Source organism: Stieleria bergensis (assembly GCA_007745635.1).
GTDB classification, from domain to species: domain Bacteria; phylum Planctomycetota; class Planctomycetia; order Pirellulales; family Pirellulaceae; genus Stieleria; species Stieleria bergensis.
Genome location: CP036272.1, coordinates 4909957 through 4928440, shown reverse-complemented (window position 1 = coordinate 4928440; position 18484 = coordinate 4909957). Strand labels below are relative to the sequence as shown.

1 protein-coding gene is annotated in these 18484 nt (G+C 55.6%); it reads right to left on the bottom strand.

The genetic code is table 11. From position 1 onward, the window contains the following. Positions 1–252: 252 nt before the first annotated feature. Positions 253–17904 carry a tandem-95 repeat protein gene (locus SV7mr_RS17300; protein WP_145274975.1) on the bottom strand — a complete coding sequence of 5884 codons (17652 nt, stop codon included), beginning with the start codon at positions 17902–17904 and terminating at the stop codon, positions 253–255. Positions 17905–18484: the final 580 nt, after the last annotated feature.

Here is an 18484-nt window from a genome sequence, read left to right as displayed (position 1 = left end):
GTTGCCTCACATGCGGTGACGCGTCTTCTGCACGAAGTGGCGTCCCTGGGAGTGTCTTTTGTGGTACGTCAATGGTGTGTTACGGCGAGGTGCAGTTCAAAGCCCAGCCAAGCAGGGGATTATCCTTGGAACACGTTCGCCGTTCTATTGTGCTCAATCCACCACCCGGTTGCAGACCGAGGCGGCGGGATTGCGCGAATTACTTTCGTTTTTCACCAATGCGATGATGGCATTCAAAATTGAGAAGGCTCATCAAAGCGTCGGATCGAAACCGTTGTGATCGAGGTCGCTGTCGTCGAGGTCCCAGCTACCAAGGGCGTCATCGACATCCTGCTCGCTGACCTCTGTCGGATCAATCCACAGCAGGTCGTCGTTGCTTGCGGCACGAGCGTTGGCAGGGGATTCAATTTGCAGATTTGTCAGCAGGCTATCGGTGATCTCTTCGCCACTGGCGGCGCTTTCAACCGGCAGGACGACGCGAGAAGGCAGGCCTTGGCTTGAGGGGTTGACCAGCACGGAGCTGCTTGATGTCACGATCTCTTCCGGTGCCGCTTGGGATTGCAAGGCACCGATGACATCTAACGCATCATTCAGTTTGACAAAGCCGTCACCGTCGACATCGACGTACGGTGGTGGAGCGGTGCCAAGTTCCGAAACGGGAACGGTCAAGTTGCCTTGGCTCGATGCTCTGACCAAGGTGTTGATCACCAACAGGGCATCGATGGGCGAAACAAAGCCGTCTCCGCTGACGTCGTATCGGTTGGTCGAATTCTGGAACAGTGACGGACCGAACGTTAACGTGACGGTTCCCGTTCGATTGCCTGTTTGTGCATTTCCATCGGAAATCACATAGGTAAACGAGTCCTCGGTCACAGGTTGGTTGGAGCCGTCAACTGTCGTGGTGTTGGTGTAGATGAATGTTCCGTCGGAGTTGAGTTCCAGGACTCCGAACTCAGGTTCGGTGTTGGAAACAATCGTCAAGACATCATCAACATCGACGTCTGAGTCATTGCCCAGCAAGCCATTGGCAGGGTCTTGAACCTGCAATGACGAGCCGATTGGCACGATGTATTCGTCCGCACGAGCCACTGGAGCGTCCGGTTTGGATTCGACATCTACGGTGAACAGGTGCGAGGCACGGAATTCGCCGTCGGACACTTCGATCTCAATCGTGGCCGTCCCAGACTGGTTCGGCTGTGGCGTGATGACCAGTTGGTTCGACGTGTTGCGAGTGATCGAGCGGATCAATGGGTGACCCGCAATCTCGGTTGTCGATGGAGCGATCAAGCTGTCCAACCGAAGCACTCGGAAGCTCAGCTGATCATTGTCTGGATCAAAGAAGACCCTGTTCAGCTCTTCGATCGCCGGCTGATCTTCCACCGTTTCCACAGGGTCCAAGCTTCCGATCACGATCGGTGCATCGTTGATGTTGGCGATGTTAATCGTGATGTCACGGACCGTCTCAAGTGGCGGTGGCGGATCATCATTCGGATTGTTTGGATCAGGATCTGGCAGTGGAACTTCACTGGCCGTCACAGTCAGAATGATCGTGCCCGAGCCGAAGGCGTTGCGAGTCAGTTCCAGGATGCTGCCACTGACTTCCGCTTCAACCGCTGTCTGATTCCCCGGAACGCTGGCTGTGAATGTCAGTGCATCGTTTTCGGGATCCGTGAACCAAGTCGACAGGTCGTAGGTGTCGATCGTGGCGTTGGGTTTGCTTTCAATGAAGTTCAACGTCGTGATGGGGTTGTTGCCACCGTCTTTCTGGCCGTTGACACCTTGGAAAACAGGGGCGTCATTGGATCCAAAGACCGTGATCGTCACGGTCCCAGTGCTGGTGGCACCCAGATTATCGGTTAGCTCATAAGTGAACTTATCATCACCGCTGAAGAATGCTGGCGGGAAGTACTCGAGCTGGCTGGTGCCATCTCTGAAGACAAGGAATCCTCCGCGTTCGGTTCGCAGTGGTTCCGGCTGGTCAAACTGAGCGGTATCGATTGTTCGCGTCTGCTGTTGATCGACGGTTTCGTTTGTTGGGCCAGCGGTGTCGTTGGCAATTAAACCCGTGGGGCCAAAAATATCGATCAGCTTGGGAACGCCTTGGTTGGTGGTGACGAAGTCATCACCCGCGACCGGTGCATCATTGATCGGTTGGACCAAGATGGTCATGGTGCCAACACGATCTGCGGTTTCAACGGTTTGGCCGACCCCTGGTTCATCCGCAACCACGTACACGAATTGATCGGTATCCGTCGCAGACGTGCTAAAGAAGTCCAATGGAGGCGTGTAGATCACTTCGCGTCCACCGTCGACGATTTCTAGGAAGCCACCTTTCTCCGTCCGGAAACTTGTGACTCCATCGCCCACGGTATCAAACACCATCGTTTGATCCAATTCGTTTGCAGGACCAGGGACGTAGAACGGATCAATCAGGTCTTCGGCAAGGAAGCTGAAGGGTGTGTCTTCGTCTACCAAGTCTGTGCCCAATTCAACCGGTGCGTCAGCGACCGGTTGATCGTTCACTGGCAGCACCGTGATGTTCACGGTGATGTCCTGGTTGCTGACCAAGTTATGAGCTGGATTCGACTGCACATCGGTCACACGAGCGGTGAAGCTGACGTCACCATTGAAGTCCGATTCAGGAACGAACACAAACGTACCATCGGCTTCCAGTGTCAGGATGCCACCCAAATTGCCATCGGCGTCATACAGTGGTTCGTCGGTGACGATGTCTTCTGCAAAGATGCGAAGCGTGTCGCCCTCGTTGTCAAACACGTTGGACAACAGACCATCGTCCCCAGCAAACAGCGGCGAGGAGCTGCCGTCGGCATCGCGGACTTGAAGCACGGTGTCTTCGTCAACGCTGTAATCAAGCGAGCTTTCGTTGACCTGTGGCGGAGTCCCGTTCAGGATCATCACCGCATGGTCTTCGACTTCACCACTGAGTGACAAGCCTGTGGGGAGCAAGCCACCGGTGCGTGAAATTCTGAACCGAGCCGTGCTTGGCGTTGGGAACAAGGGGTTCGGCGTGGTGTCAGGCAAATAGGTGTCAAAGGTCAGCCACTGAGTGCCATCGCCACTGACTGCCAAGCTGGTCTGTGGAAGAGCCGTCTCTGGATCAGCTCCTTCCTCGTAGAACCGAATGGCTTCACTGGGGTCCCAATCGCCATCGCCATCGTAATCCACCCAGCCTTGCAAGATGCCCGATCCAGTGACCAAGACGCTAATCGGCGTTACCAATTCGCGGTTGAAGGCACCGGTGGGGTTGCGGTAGCTGATGAATGAGATGCCGTCTTCGTCGTCGCCATCAATGGTGACTCCATCGGCAGACATCTCGACTGCGGCCAACTGGATGCCGCTTTCTTCAATCGCGGCAACAATGGCTTCGTAGATCGACTCGTTGGAATTCGGTACCACAGGCTGAATGGCGAAGTGATCTTCGTCAAACCGACCATCGAGGTCGAATTCCAATGTGACCACTTCCAGGCCGTTGTCGATGACGATCAGATTGCCTTCGCTGATCAGCGGAGACACGCTGTCGTTGATCGAGATGGTCGTCAACTCTTCGGTGTTGACGTCGAACAGCACGCCTTCGGTTGTGACAAGCACTGGCAAGTCGTCTGCCAACGCATCGCTTGACGAACGGCCATCGATTTCCGCATCGATCTTGGTTCCCAGGTACAAGCCGTCATCGATGACGTGTCGAGCACCGTCGTTTTCAACCGAGGTTGGGTAGCGACCAGGAACATTGTTGACAGGGTCAGCTGCATCACCAAAGTCTCGAGCCACCACTGGCATCAGAATGGTGAACTGAGTGGTGTTGTCGTCTCGGTTTGCTTCCAGTGGGTTTCCTTGAAGGTCACGAATCGCTGGTAAGTAGTACTCTTGTACAGGCCCGTCGATCAACACGCCATTTTCAACAAACAGTGTGTCGCCACCGCGAATGGTCGCCGACAAGGTTGTCACGCCAGGCGTCTCGACATTCACGCTGTTGATCGCCGAAACGATCGATCGCATCACTTCCTCTGCCGAATCGGACGGTGAAACGCTGATCGCGACAGCACCGCCAGGAACACCGCTCAGACGCAGCGAAGGAGCCAGCGACACATCAATGTTCGTGCCGGGCAGATCGTTCAGTGCGATCCTGCCGTCAGCGTCGATCATGGCGTCAACGTCTAGCAGACCTCGGTTATTGTTGATCGCGTTTTTCAGAGTCTCTGAAACCGCCTCAACTGAGCTGCCCGCTAGGAAGGACACAGGAATGTTGCCTGGGGCAACGCCGCCACCATCACCCACTGAGTCAAACTCGTAGGTCACCGTGAAGCCATTCTGCGTGATCGAGAACAGTTCGCCGTCGGCGACGATGCCTCGTCGGCTGGCCAGGCTACTGTCCATCGTGTCCACGCGATCGGTTTCGATCAGACCCAGGGAAATCACTCCATTGCCCTGATTGCTGGCAACCACGCCTGCACCTGACAGGTTGACGACGAACGAGACGATGTCAGCCAATGTGTCTTGATCGGTAAACTGTGTGAATGGAATACGAATGGCTGTGACGTCGTCCATAACCCCATCGGAGTCAAATTCATAGCGAATCGGCGTTCCAAACGGACTGAAGATCGTGAAGGTTTCGCCATCATCTGGTGGTAGCGATGGAACGACCAGTTCAAGAGGACCAAAGATCTCTAGCGTCGACGAACCCGTCACATCGGGTGTGCCAACCACGTCAATGCTGGAACCGGTGATCGTCAAACCAAGGCCAGACTGACCCCCCAGTTGCAACAAGCCCGCTGCATCGGTATTGATTTCCGAGGCAAGCAAGCCCGGGATCGTCCGAGGACGCAAGATTCCAGCAATCGTCTCAGCCAGTTCTTGGCTGCCGCTCAATCGCGTGAAGTCGACCGCAAGGTTGTCATCGGTAACACCATCGTTAAACGGTGCACTGCCCAGAACGCGTTCGTCGGTGCGGTTCATTTCCAGCACGACCGGATCAGAGCCATCGCTTGGCTCCAGCGTTAGCAAGTCGCCATCACCAGGTGTGCGGCTGACGCCCACTGTGCGAATCACGCCCCCCAGGACATCGACGGTTCCGTCTTCCGGAAGCCCCAGGTAAATCACTTGATCAACCACCGATGGGGTGATCGACAGTCCAGAGGAAATGATGGCGGTTTCGACCAATGCGATGACTTCACCGCCGGTCAAAGGAACCGTCAGGTTGCCCAGTGGATCGGGTTGGTTGGTGATGTCGATTGGCAGAACGTTGGGGCCCGGATTTGGCGAGTTGATGTCGACAAATTCAAACGTTTGAGTCGTCAGTCCATCGAAGATCTGGAACTGATCGCCGACCGCGACGCCGCCCACATCTGATCCCGATGTTGGCATCTGCAAGCCAAGTGCTTTGGCTGACAATTCCAGGCGACTGGTGGCGATGTCCAGGCGAGTATTGGCTTCGCTGCCGATGATCACCGTCGGTCCATCAACCAGCACGTCAACATTCAGTTCGATGTTCGCGTCGTTGATTGCAGTGGTAATTGCCGCTGCGATGTTGTTGGCAATGTCGTTGCGATACTGCACCAGTTCAGACGGCTCATTGGGCGTCGCTTCGCTGGGCAACGTCACCGGAATGCTGGTTGGCAACGTTGAGTTGTCGGAATCGAACTCAAAGATCACCGGTGGGCGTAGGCCATCATTGATGATGAACACACCGCCGTCGATCAGACCGCCAGTGTTGGTGCCTTCAATCGGAACGGTTAACGCAAGTGGATCAGGCAGGCGAAGCACGTAACCTGATTCGAACTCAAAGACCACGCGACCGTTATTCGAATCGGTCATCGTGACTCGATCGCCATCAACAACCTTGTTGCCCGCAGGAGCTTTCAAGACGGAGCGATCTTTGTTGTTCAGTTCCACGCGGTAAGCACGATCAGGACGCCAAATGCCGGCCAAAGCCGTCAGCGTGATGATCTTCTTGGTCGCGTCATAGTTGAACGTGTAGTCCAAGCCTTCGGTCAACAGCACGTCATTTTCAAAGACGGTGATGTTTGCACCTTGGGGACGCAGCCCTTCGATTTCAGAAACCACAACCGAGTTGTTGTCGATACCGGAACCAAAGAATGGATCCGAGGCGTCACCAGAGTCTCGCAACTGGATGCGAAGCTCGGTGTACACGCCCGAGTCCAAATTGATGAAGCCAATGTTTGGATCGGTGTCCAGGCCTTCAGCATCGTTGTCACGCGGCACTTCAGCAATCGCTACAGGACCGATCACATCCGCCAGTTCGTTTGCACCACGGTCACCAAAGACTGCTGAACCCTGGCCCGTGTTGGGGTACAACGCATTGTCCGCTCGCAGGATGCCGGAACCGTCACGCGATGGTGCCAGTACGTTGCTGATCGCAATGCCTACCGAGCTCTTGACGATTTCCATGGCACTTCGTTCACGCAGCGAATCGACGTTGCGGTCGATGGCCGGACTGAACGGTGCTGGCAGGAAGTTGTCTCCGCCTGCGTTGACCAACACGAGGTCGCTGGTGGTGGCGGTGATGTTGAAGTCATCGGTACCGCCGTTGATGTTGCTGGGGCCAATCCCGCCGTTGGTGGTCAGGCCTGCTGCGGAAGACATCGAACGTGAGTGAATGGTCGTCTGCGTCTCGTCGTATTGGAACAGAGTACCAACAGCGACCACTTCGACGGGTTTGATGTTCCGGTCAGCGGGGCTGCCAGTGCCAACACGTGCACCGCTGGCGGTGGACTCCGAGATCACAACGCTTTCGTGAAGGTTGATCAAGACGTTGTTGAGCAACGCGGGACTTGAGCCAGGGGTCACCATGATCCCGGTTTCGTTGATCAATTGATCGGTGTCACGACCAGGGTTGGGATCCAGAGTGAAGAAGCCAGCTTGATTATGCAGCTCAACCTTGGCAGCGTTCTCAAGGAAGACGTAACGCTCGGTCGTTCCGTCACCAGGGCTGTACCGCCGATCGTGACCAAAGCCATCGTTGATACCAAACCCACCGCGATTGCCTTTGAACGTGTCAAAGTCACTGGTTCCTGTTCCAGGGTTGGCTGACGAACCATCGCGGTGCAGGATCGGAGTGAATTCCAACCCTTCGCGAATCGGGTTGTTGATGCCTTCGTTTTCACCCTCAAAGCCACCCAGTGCCGTTGCACGCACGCGAGCAATTGGGCCGGGAGCGGCATTCCCTTGGTTGTTGGGCAGCGGAGAACCGCCGCTGTTGTAAGGCTCCATCGCAGCGCTAATCGCACGCATGATGTCGCTCAAGTAGTCTGCTTGACCAACAGGCACAACAACGTTAGGTGCTTCAGGATCATTGTCGACTCCGCCAGAGAAGACGAATTCAACCTTGTTGGTATTCGAATTCAATCCCGGAAGGTCTGGAATCTGTGTGACGACAATCGATGCACCGGAGGTGAGCAACTCTCTGCCTCGCATCCGCTGCCCATCGCGAGGGTTGGGAGTCGTCGGGGCAGGGCCGATGACGAAGCTTCGTGGTGCGTAGGTTTCCAGGTTAACGGTGTACACGCCTGTCTCGCTGGCCGGGAAGTTCAAGTCTCGGTCAGACAAGGTGAACGGGTCGTAGGAGACATTGCTATTCGCACTGACTGCGACAAAGTAAGTGCCCTTCTCTGGTGCAAAGAAGTTTGCAAAGGGGTCGCGGTCATTGTCGGCTTCGGCGCCACCACCACCTGGATTCAGGTGACTGGGGACGGCATCCGAAGTGCTGACCGTTGAGGGAGCACTGTTGGCGTTGGTGAAGGTTTGGACTTCGCCGCGAGCATTGAAAATCTGCACGGCGGTGTCGGCTCCACCAATGTCTGGAGAATCAATGTCAACAATCAGTCGGTCACCAACATCCAGATTCACTCGGTACATGTCCACGTCGCCGGTCGCTGGCACAGGGGCCAGGTTGTTGCCGATGGATGTCGTGCTGGTGTAGACGTTGCGGTGGCTTTCGCCCAACTTGGTGTCAATCGCTTCGGACAACAAGTCATTCGCTTCGGTGTTGTCCTCTGGGAACAAACTCTCTTGACCATCGGATCCGTAGATCGTGTTGTTGATGATGCGAGGGAACTGCTGGACCGATTCTGCAATCGGAGCAAAGTCAGATTTCACAACCGCCGATGTGTTGACGTAAACCCCCGTCACACCTTCCAGGTAAACCGCAGCATTGAACCATTCCATCGGCTGTGGGTCAGGGATCAGGTAGGTTGGCGTGTCGAATTCCAGTGACCGATCACGGAAGTGTGGAGAGGGGCCAACGGTGGCGTGAACAAGTTCCGCCAGGCCGTTGGTGACCAAGATGCTACCTTGGATCGACTGCACCAAAGACGCTGCCATTTCCAGGGAAGAGTAGCCCTGAGGAATCAGGCTGCGACTGTTGTAAACCGACGGTGGTCCGTTGTCTCGGAAGTAAACAGGGACATTTCCGTTGCGGACGCCATCTCCTGCACCACTTGGCACGATGCCGCTGACGAGGTCGGCCTCACTGATGTCTTCAAACTCGAAGGTGACACGTGTTCCGGCAGCATCAATGGTAATGGTCGAACCATCGCCAACACCTTGGAAGAAGGCGTCGGCCATGTCCAACACCCAGGGTGCGGTCTGACCATCTACCTTCACACCGGAATATCCAGCTTGGTCAATGGTGTTATTGGAAACCACGATTCCGGGAGCCATGCCGCCAATCACTGATTCGTTCAGCGTCGGCAGATTGATTGCGTAACCCGGATAGGCGTTGCCTAGTGGCGGCATCTGCAGGATCGGATGCGATCCGTCGGGTTTCGCGTTCATGCCCAGCGGCAGCGGACCAAACGGACCGCCGTCACGAATGTCTTCAGGGTCGAGATCACGGGTGCCGGGTTGTGACCAAATCCCAATCGATCGGACATCGCTAATTTGGTTCGAATCAACAATCACCTGGCTTTGGGTTCGCACATAGTTGCTGTCGCCCTGGCCGTCGTGCAGGATCGCGGGCATCAACAGATGACCCTCCGCGTTGGTTTGCAGTGTTGTCGAAAGCGCGTCATTGGCACTGAAGACGGGGGCTAGCGAACCACGGGCTTCGCCACTGAGGGCCAAGCGTCCATCGGTCATGTCGCCCGTGGCATCGCCCGAGACTGCAGCCGCTTCGATGTCAATGTTGCGTTGCAAGTTGATCGCGGTGCGAATCGCTTGGGCGACCTCCGCTGGCGTGTCGGTTGTGCTGAACAGAACCGGAGTGTTGCCGAATTCGATGGTGCCCGCTGTGGTGGTGAATTCGAAGACCTGGTTGCTGGCTCCGTCGCCTAACACAAACGTGTCACCGTCGCTTAGTTGGCTGCCAGCTGGGGCTGCCAGCGTGACGCCCTGGATATGGCGATCGTTGGTGTCAAAGGACTGAATGAACGCATAGCCATCAGACGTTTCATTGGCATAGCTGGTCGCGATACGGGCTTCCAGTTGATACTCGCCCGATCCACCGGAACCGGCAAAGGTGTTGAAGCTGTCAACGCCCTGTGGCGCGTTGAAGATGCTTTCACCACGCTCGGCAAAACCAATGATGATGTCGTCAATAAACAAACCGTCATTGTCGCCGACGGTGACCTCGTCGGTGGCGTAGTCGATTTGCAGTTGAATGCCAGTGTGGCCAACAAATTCATCCAGTTCGGTGATCAGTTGTTGGTACCGACTGCTGTCGTTCAGAGCCCCGAACAGATCGGTGCCACCGGGATTTTGATCGCTGGTCATCGTGATGGTCACCGAGTCACCAGCCGATGAATCCAAACGATAGTTCAAATACAGTCGCGGCAGGTCAGCCGCAGAGTAGCCCGTCAAGTCAAACGCCTGCGACGTCAGGGTTGTCGACTCGGCATTGAGACGCCGATTGTAGCGCAGTACGTTATCCGAATCGGAGTTGGTACCGAACTCATGGTTCTCAACCGACACGTGCAGCCGGTAGGTCGCTGAAGTGTCAATGATTGGCGTGCCACCAGAGGATCGGATGGCGCCAGTGGGGGACACGGCAACTGTGACATCGTCTGGAGCGACCGCGATAACATAGGTGCCCGCCACAATCGTGGGACCACCGGGCTCGTTAGAGTCCATGAACGGGTCAGAAAGGGTGAAGCTTCCATCAGCTCCATCGACCGTGCCGGAAATGAAATTTTGGTCAACCAGTTCGTAGCTGCCGTTACCCACTTCTCGGAACAGGTGCAGCGTCGTGTCGACACCGCTGGGGTCTTGGACGATCGAACGAAGACCAAAGTCAATGTCGATAATGACTCGGTCGTCATCATTGTTGACGGTGAACTCGTAAAGGTCAGCCGCGTCGCTTTGCAGTCGGCCGTCGACGGAAATGTGTGGGATCAGCTCCGATGTATCCCTCGGAGAGGAGATGAATCCGCCGCCAATTTCGTCGTTCTCATTGACTGTCCATGGCAGGGCGTCCAAGGAAGCGGCTCGAGCAGCACCACCGACATCTTCAGGAGCGTCGCCAAGAGCGACAGTCGATTCGCTGAAGACTTGACCAAAGACGTTGGTATTGTCCGTGCTGCCGTCGTAGTGGGTTTGAACACCGTGTCCCGGTAGAGTGTCAGCGACGACACTGAAGTTGTTGTCGTTGATGTCTGACTCTGTGAAGAAGTCAGGGACGACGGGGCCATCGGCAGTGGTCGGCGGAGGGTTCAGGTCAAACCGCGCGTCCGCGATGCGGCGAACGGAGTTGATCGGTTCACGCCGAATGCGATCGGTCAGCAGAAACGCGTTTGGTTCCACTCCGGCACTGGTGATTGCCACGTAGTAGCTGCCTTCGCGAAGTGTGACAGGTCCAATCAGCGGATCGCCGGTTTCAATCGAACCGCGAGTCAGTTTCTCCGATGGATCATTCTCGCCATTCGGACTGGTCAAGTCATCAAAGATATTGCTGTCGGTGCCGAACAGAATCAGTCGTGGCTGTTCCGTTTGATCGAACTCCCCGTCAGGATCATAGAAGATGCTGATGTTGGTGTCCGGGCGATTAAACCCAGCGGCATAGTCAACATCGAAGATAAACGAACGCAGGTCGTTGACCACTTGATCGTTACTGACATCGATCTGGTAAAAGTCAACGTCCGCTTCGTCGCCCAATTCACCCGCAACGCCAATCACACCGGACTGGTTGGACAGGATGTTGCCCAGGTACTGAGCACGGTTGAGTGGTGCTTCGTTAAAGAGCGATGGGTAGACTGCCGGGAATTCCGGTGGAATGTACGTGTTGATTTCGTCATTCGATGACCAGATGTCATTGTTCTGACCTCGCACTCCGTCACCAAATGATTCGTTTTCGCGAGCTTCGGCAACCAGTGGTGAACTGGTCATCAAGCCGCGAACATGAACCCCATGATTGGCAAAGCGAATGTCGGTGTAACGAACAACGCTGCCTGGGAACTCTTGATCTTCGGTCAATCGCAATTGCATGCGATAGCCACCCTTCGTTTGACCACCAAGTGCATCATCCGGGTTGACCGATGCACTGCGGACACGCAAGAAGTAGGTACTGCGTGCGTTTGGATCGGAGGAGTTGCCCGTTAGCGAGAAGTGAATCCCCGCGTCACGTGGGTTGGTGGTGTCGTGGTCACGGTAAACGCCGAAGACGCCAAACTCGCTGTACAGCGGATCGCGTGCTTGCAGTGAAGTGGTGGTCCCTTCATGGCTGGGATCCAAAATGTCGACGGTTGACCCATTGGCAATTTCAGTTCCACTGTCGTTGCTGCGAGCCAAGACATTGCCGTTGGCGTCTAGCAATTCAACGACGGTGTCCAAGGTGAACGAAGTCTTGTCAACGTCGATCCAAACTTCCGTGCCTGGCGTGCCGATGAAGCTGTACGTATCGACATCGTCATCGTTGCTAAGGAAGCCTTCGATTTCGAAGCCTTGTCGCTGCGTTTCATTGCTGGAGAGCAAATCTTTCGCCAGCTCGCCAAGGACTTGTGCGTTATCCACGGTGCCGTTTAGGCCAGGCGCTAGCTCGGTCGAGAGTTCGTACTCCAAGACCAGGTCAACGTTGCGATCATTGCTGAACTGATCCAGCAAGATGCTTCGCCAGTCATTGGGCTCAGGACGTGAACTGATTTTGTCACCATTGTTGTCGGTGAACTGAGTTCCGTCAGGCGTTAAACCTGCACCAACGGTGTCGTCTTTGTAGCTGGTCAGAACAACGGGGGCGTCGGGGTAACCAAGGACGGAGACTGAGCCGCCGATTCGACCAGCGGCATCGTTGGGGGTGCCGGTTGCGGTTAGCCCGGTGCCAATGGTTGGGCTGTTGGGTGTGCCTTGGCCATCTCGCTTGCCGTTGACAAATTCAGAGTCTTGGTCGCCCAGCTTGATGACCAAGCTTTCATCAGGACGCGAACGTAGCTTCAGTCCGCCGCTGGAATGGAAGTTGTCGACCACGATGGAATCGAACACCAGGTGCACCATGTCGGTGTCGTCCCAGACGCTTTCGGTGACAAGATTGCCACCGCGAATTTTCATGCCGGTGATCTGGTTCAGACCGGGCAAGTCGTTGTCTTCGTAGCGGTTGTAACGCACCAACGGACCGAAGTTGTCGTCCAGTTCCGAGTAGCGATCAATCGAGCCGGTCGCGCGACCAGTGTCCACGCGACGTTCACCGTTGAACGAATCAACATCGATGTGGATGATGGCCCCATCGTTGCCGTTTGGCCCACCACTGAAGGTTTCAAACGTATCGTTGTCGACGAAGGTGTTACCAACCAGGATTGGCTGGCTGCCACGGATAAAGATCGTTGACGGAGCGACCGCCATGCGACCAAAGCGGCCAATGGGGCCTGCGCCATCTTGGCCGTCATTGTTGAATTCAAAGCGAGTGTTCGTGATCCGGCCTTCAGCCTGTTGCAGTTCCAACGGAACAAAGCCACGGGTCTGACCGCCTTGCAGCAAGCTGATCCCACCGGCATAGGAAACCACACCGTGGTCAATGAAGACCTGTGACAGCGGGCTGGCGTAAATGCCGGCCCAGTCGCCCTTGCTGGCCAATTGTTGGATGGGTGCGTCAGCATCGTTGTTGGTGTCAAACGTGCCACCACCACCGAAGCGATCGTCCAGCAAACTGGTCATCACAACGGGGTGCGATGCGGTGCCTTCGGCGACCAGTTGGGTTCCGGTCTGCAGTTCAATTCGAGTGCCGCTCAGTTTCATAACCAAGCCAGGATCCATCACCAATGATGCATCCAGGCGGCCTCGTGTCCCTGTTCGGTTCAGGTCCAGGATGACCGTGGAGTCATCAATGGGGCCGAGATCCAAACTGTCGATGTGCGACAGTGAAACGGCGTCGAGGTCGGCAACCAAACGGTATTGTGGGTTGGCGCCAGCCTCCGCGCGATACAGCCGGCGCGAAATAAATTCGCTGCCAAAGATAATCGTCTGCAAGTTCGTGACTTCGACGCTGCTGTCATCATTGGGAACGTTGATGGCAAATTCATCAGCGCTGGCCAAGGTTTCAAAACCATCGCGATCAACGAAGGTCATCTTGTACACGTAGTCGCCAGCAGCCAGACGGCCGCCGTTAAGCGATCGGCCTGAGACGAGGCTCATGGAAGGGGCGAAGCTACTGGTGACAGAGCCGCCGGGTTTGCCTTCGATGACCAAGTTTTCTGGCAACACGTGGACGATGTCGATATCGTCAAAGCGTCCCGAGGTTGTCAGTAGTTTAGGCGTTTGCGATGCGGTGGTCGGAACCCGGATAAACAGGCCGTTGACGGAGTTGTCGACCAGCGAGTTGTTGTTGATGTCCGGGCCAACGCGATCGTAATCTGCGGTGAAGGTGCCGCCTTGCTGGAACTCTGGAGCCTGGTACGAGGTTTCTTCAAAACTGTCCGGAGAGGCACTGACTGCCGAGTCAGAACTCTGCGTGATCTTGTTAAACGTGATCGTGGGACGAGTGTTGATGACCAAAATGGGGTTCACCAACGACTGAATCGAATCGATCAGGATGTTGCTGCCACCACCGTAGCGAATGTCAGCATTATTGACTTGGTGCAGGAAGATCCCGTTGTCTTCCAGGTCACGACGGCCTTCCACTTGATCCATGTCACGTCGGAAGATCAACCCACCCCAGTCACCAGCGTTGGGCAGTGGGCTGTTGGACGCGGCACCGGCGTCAGCACTGCGGTCGCGAATACTGGTCAAAATGACGCTGCCGTCTTCGCTATCGAGTGTCGTGGTTTCAACCGGTTCGCCTTGACGGCTCAGTTGGACCAAACGTGGTGCACCCAAGACCTGTAAAACCGAATTGCTGCGATCAACTTGCAGGTTGCTACTGCCAGCGTTGATGTACGACGAACGGAACTTGATCAATGCACCTGCATCGATCATGGTCGTCACGCCCTTGGGGATGTTCAACGCACGTCCGTCTTCCAGTGACGCGCCACCAACATCGGAAACACCGACTTGATAGCTGAGGTTGTCGGACTCAGTGGCGATGTCGCCATCGATACCGCCGTTGCCGATGATGCGAACGATGTCGCCTTCAGAGGCAGAAGAGAACGCGTTGGCGACCGCGGGGTTGGCAATGTTATTGAAGGGGCGATCAAGGCTACCGTCGGCGTTTGGCCCAGCGTTCTTGTCGACGAAGATGTTGCGACCAATGGTTTCACCGCCACGGAAGTCATCCGAGAGCGTGATGCTACGGTCGCCGGAGAGGATCAAGCGATCGCCGTCAACCTGGACCAAAATCCCGGTCTCAGCTTCACGGATCAGAATCTGCTGAGCCAAGGCTGTTGCCAAGCTGGTTGCTTGACTGGCGCCACCAATGGAGCCATCGCTGTAGCCGACCTCAATGTTCCCTAACTGAGCCGAACCACCTAGCGGCACAAACTCGTAAGTTCGGATCACACCGTTGGCCGATTCCAGGGTCACGGTTTGTCCCGGAACAATGGCTGCACCGGTGTCGGTGAATTTCACCATGCGATGCAATGGACGCGTTTGGAACCAGAAGTTCTTGGCTCCTCCGGGAACACCATCGCCATCGCCATCAATCGGGGTGCCAGGCACGCCGACTCGATCGCTGTCCAAGTCGCGGATCAAGTCGACCTCATCGACTTGTGGTTCGAACTTGAAGTGCAGTTCGTATTCGCCTTGAGTTCGTCCGCCGATGCCGCTGTTGGCAATCGTTGGATCGTAGCTGTCGTTGCCACTGGCAGAAACGCCGACGTAGTAAACACCTTCACCCAAAGACGCTACGATGCGCGAGTCTTCGCTGAAGTAGTCGTCGTTCTGTGCCAGTTCCAGCAAGCCGCCGCCATCGAGTCGAATCGGCAGCGGGTTGTTGACCGTCGTGCCGCTAATGTCGGTCAGTGGATCGCCGGTGGTGATCGACGCCCGCATGATGGACGCTGCAAAAGGATCGTTATTGATCGCATCGACCAGCGCTTGAGCAGGCAAGTTGGGCACGAAATTTCCGCGACGCGGCAAGTCCAACAAGATCACGTTGGAAAGCAAGCGACCCGATTGATCGTACTGGCGATTGACACGAATTTCAGTGTCGCCGACACCACGATCGCTTTGAATGAATCGGATCTCGGTGTCATTCCCCGCGCGACCGGGCAGTAACGATTCGATCGTCAATTCAAGTGACGAGCCAACGCCCATGTCCGCCGTCGCAGAAGCGCTGATCTCTTGATAAAGCGCCAGGCGAGTGTCCAAGTCACTGCTGTCGGTCAGTCGTTCCGCGAACGACTCAGCGGTCAGCGTGCCAACTTTGTCTTCGTCACCCAAGTTGACTTCGAAGCGATACATGTCAATGTCGACACTGTCCGCTCGGTGCAGGTACTGACCGTGAATGACATCAACGCCACTGGGGAACACAGGCTCTAGATCCTGGTCCTTGGGAAGCGTCTCAATTCCGTTGACGGCATTGCGATCAGCATCCAAGAATGGTTGGACCAATGCCATGATCGATTGATCCGGCAGGTCAGGAGTTTGCTCCAGACCCAACAAGAACCCGATGCCAGCGACTGATTTGCGAGTGAACTCTTCGCCGTAAAGCGTGTCGAATTGAATTTGGTTGCTGAAGACCATCGCCGAATTGGTGAAGGTCGAATCAATTCTCAGTGAGGCATTCAGGGTCGAGCCAACAGTCGAATCGCCTTCGATCAAGTTCGAGCCCAAGACGTCTTGCAAGTTGGCCATGTTGCCAACTGCAAACGTGATGCCTTCGTCTTCTGTTTCATGGAATTGGACACCGATTTGTGATGCCCATAGTTCCAGTGCTTCACGGATACGCTCTTTCTGAACCTCAGTGATTTGATTCAAAAAGTCCGTGTTGCCGACGCTGTCGTAGATGCCGTTAAAGTTATACGCAATCTCGGTGACGCCATACTGGTCGTCGGGCCCAAACTCAGGGTTGATGTGACGACTCAATTGGGCAACATCGCCGCTTAAGTCGCGGTGCCCCGGGTCGCTGTTGCCACCAATCAGTTCAATGTCATAAGCCTGAGGTTCGATGGCGTCCTTGACAATGACGCTGTTGATCTCAGAACCCTGGCCGAAAATCCCGACGTCCAAGGAAGTGACCAGCGTGTCACCCACCGCGTGCATCAACAATGGCGGAGCACCAATGACCGAGCGAGGCAGACGCAGCAGGTTTCCGGCATTCGGTAAGCCGTCACGCTCGGCGCGGATCTCAAGCACTGCGTTGATAGCTGTCGTGTTCAACGCGACCGCGCGCAAGTCGGTGACCGTGACGTCGACGCCACCAAAATCGAACACCACATTGTTGCCATCCAGGCGAGCTGAAAGCCCACCTGCACCGCTGTCCTCAAACAGGATGCCACGCTCGGTGTTGGATTCACCGCTGGCAACTTTGCTGATGAATTCAACTCGCAAGCCATCATGCTGAAAGTCCGTGACCGCGATCGGTCGCACGGGCATTTCCATCGGTGGCAGAATCAAGTCGGCACGCTCGTCAACGGCTGTGCCAACGCGCAGACGCCATGTTCCGCCTTCAAGTGGAACGCCTGGCAATGCATTGATGTCGCCATCAAAGAACAGACGCGCCGTGTGAGTTTCCGCATCGTAAATGACTTCTTCCGGATGGTACAGAATGTCATCGGTTGTGCGAACGGTTTCCTGCGTCAGCAGCAGTTGATAGAAACGCGGATTCTCTGCTGAACGGGCTGTGGGATTGCCCAGGTCGTCATCTTCAACGAACAGTGGATCTTCATTGAAGTAAACGACGATTTCATTGCGGTTCTGAGACAGCGTGCCGTCAGCTTCGTTGCGCACCACTGGTTGAGGCACGACGGCTTCAATCAAAGAACCGAGCGCCAAGCGGAATTCAACACGTTCGCTGCGCTGGTCGGGATCGCTGGGAATAAACAGCTCGTCCAAGCTGTTTCGCAGTCCCACAATGCCGCGCGCGGGGTCGTCGTACCCAAAGACTTCCAAGCGATAGTTGTCATCGGGAAGCGTTTCGGCGAAGCGAACAACCACTTCGTTTTCATTGGGATCACCCAGTGTCACCAAGCCCGGCTCAATGTTGACATCATCCGCTGTGCCCAGCTGACCATCATCACCCGCCCGAGTGACTTGGATGCCTTCGAACGTTGCCGGATCGATCTCTTGATCTTGGTCAAACCGAAATGTCAGCACGCCGGGCGCCGTTGAACGCACGGTGCCGGGGCCGATCAATTCGCCTTCATTCGGCTGGATGCCAGTCAATTGAGGACCGGCCAGCAACTGCCGCTGCTCTAATTGCTCTAGCAATTGGCGGCGTCGCAATTGACGGGTGTCTTGATTTCGGCGCGATCGCTTACGACCTGACGCTGATTGACTGGCGTTTGATGATGACTTGGAAACGTCTTGAGAAGCAGCTTCGGTGGGAGAGTGCTTTCGCTGGCGCGAACTCATAGACCAGACCTTTGTTGGGAACCCAAGCCTCCGGCAACCACCAATCGGTGTGGCCAGACCTTGGAAAATAATGGGGCGGACAATGTTGTGGGCTCGACGTTGTAGGTGCGGTCTTCCAAAGGCGTGCGAAAGCCAACTCTCTGTGTCTTTCGCGTCATGATAAAGTGGAATTTCCGACACTTGCGGGTCGAGTATAGTTCGGGCATCAAAACCCGCAAATCAATCGTGGCAACTCGGCACCGGTTGTTCGACACTTTGTTGTGCTTGATTTGGCCAGTGGCGTCCTGTTTTTGACCCTGCAGAGGGGCTCAGCAGCGGGTCTTCTTCAGTCCGCACACTCTAGCGTCGACGTTTGACGTCTATCCCGCACCTAAGTTCCTCCGTTTTAACGCTTGTGCGGGCTTTAACAGCAGAATACTGCTCTTTTGGGTGGGCGGCGCGTCAGGCAAACGTCGTGCGAAAATACCTGTCGCACCGATTCCCCTTTTGATAACAAATATGGGTGCGGTGATTTGTCACGTCTTGGCGGGGGTGACACTTTACTGGCGTCCAAACGCCAACCCTTGCCGGAGGAGTGGGC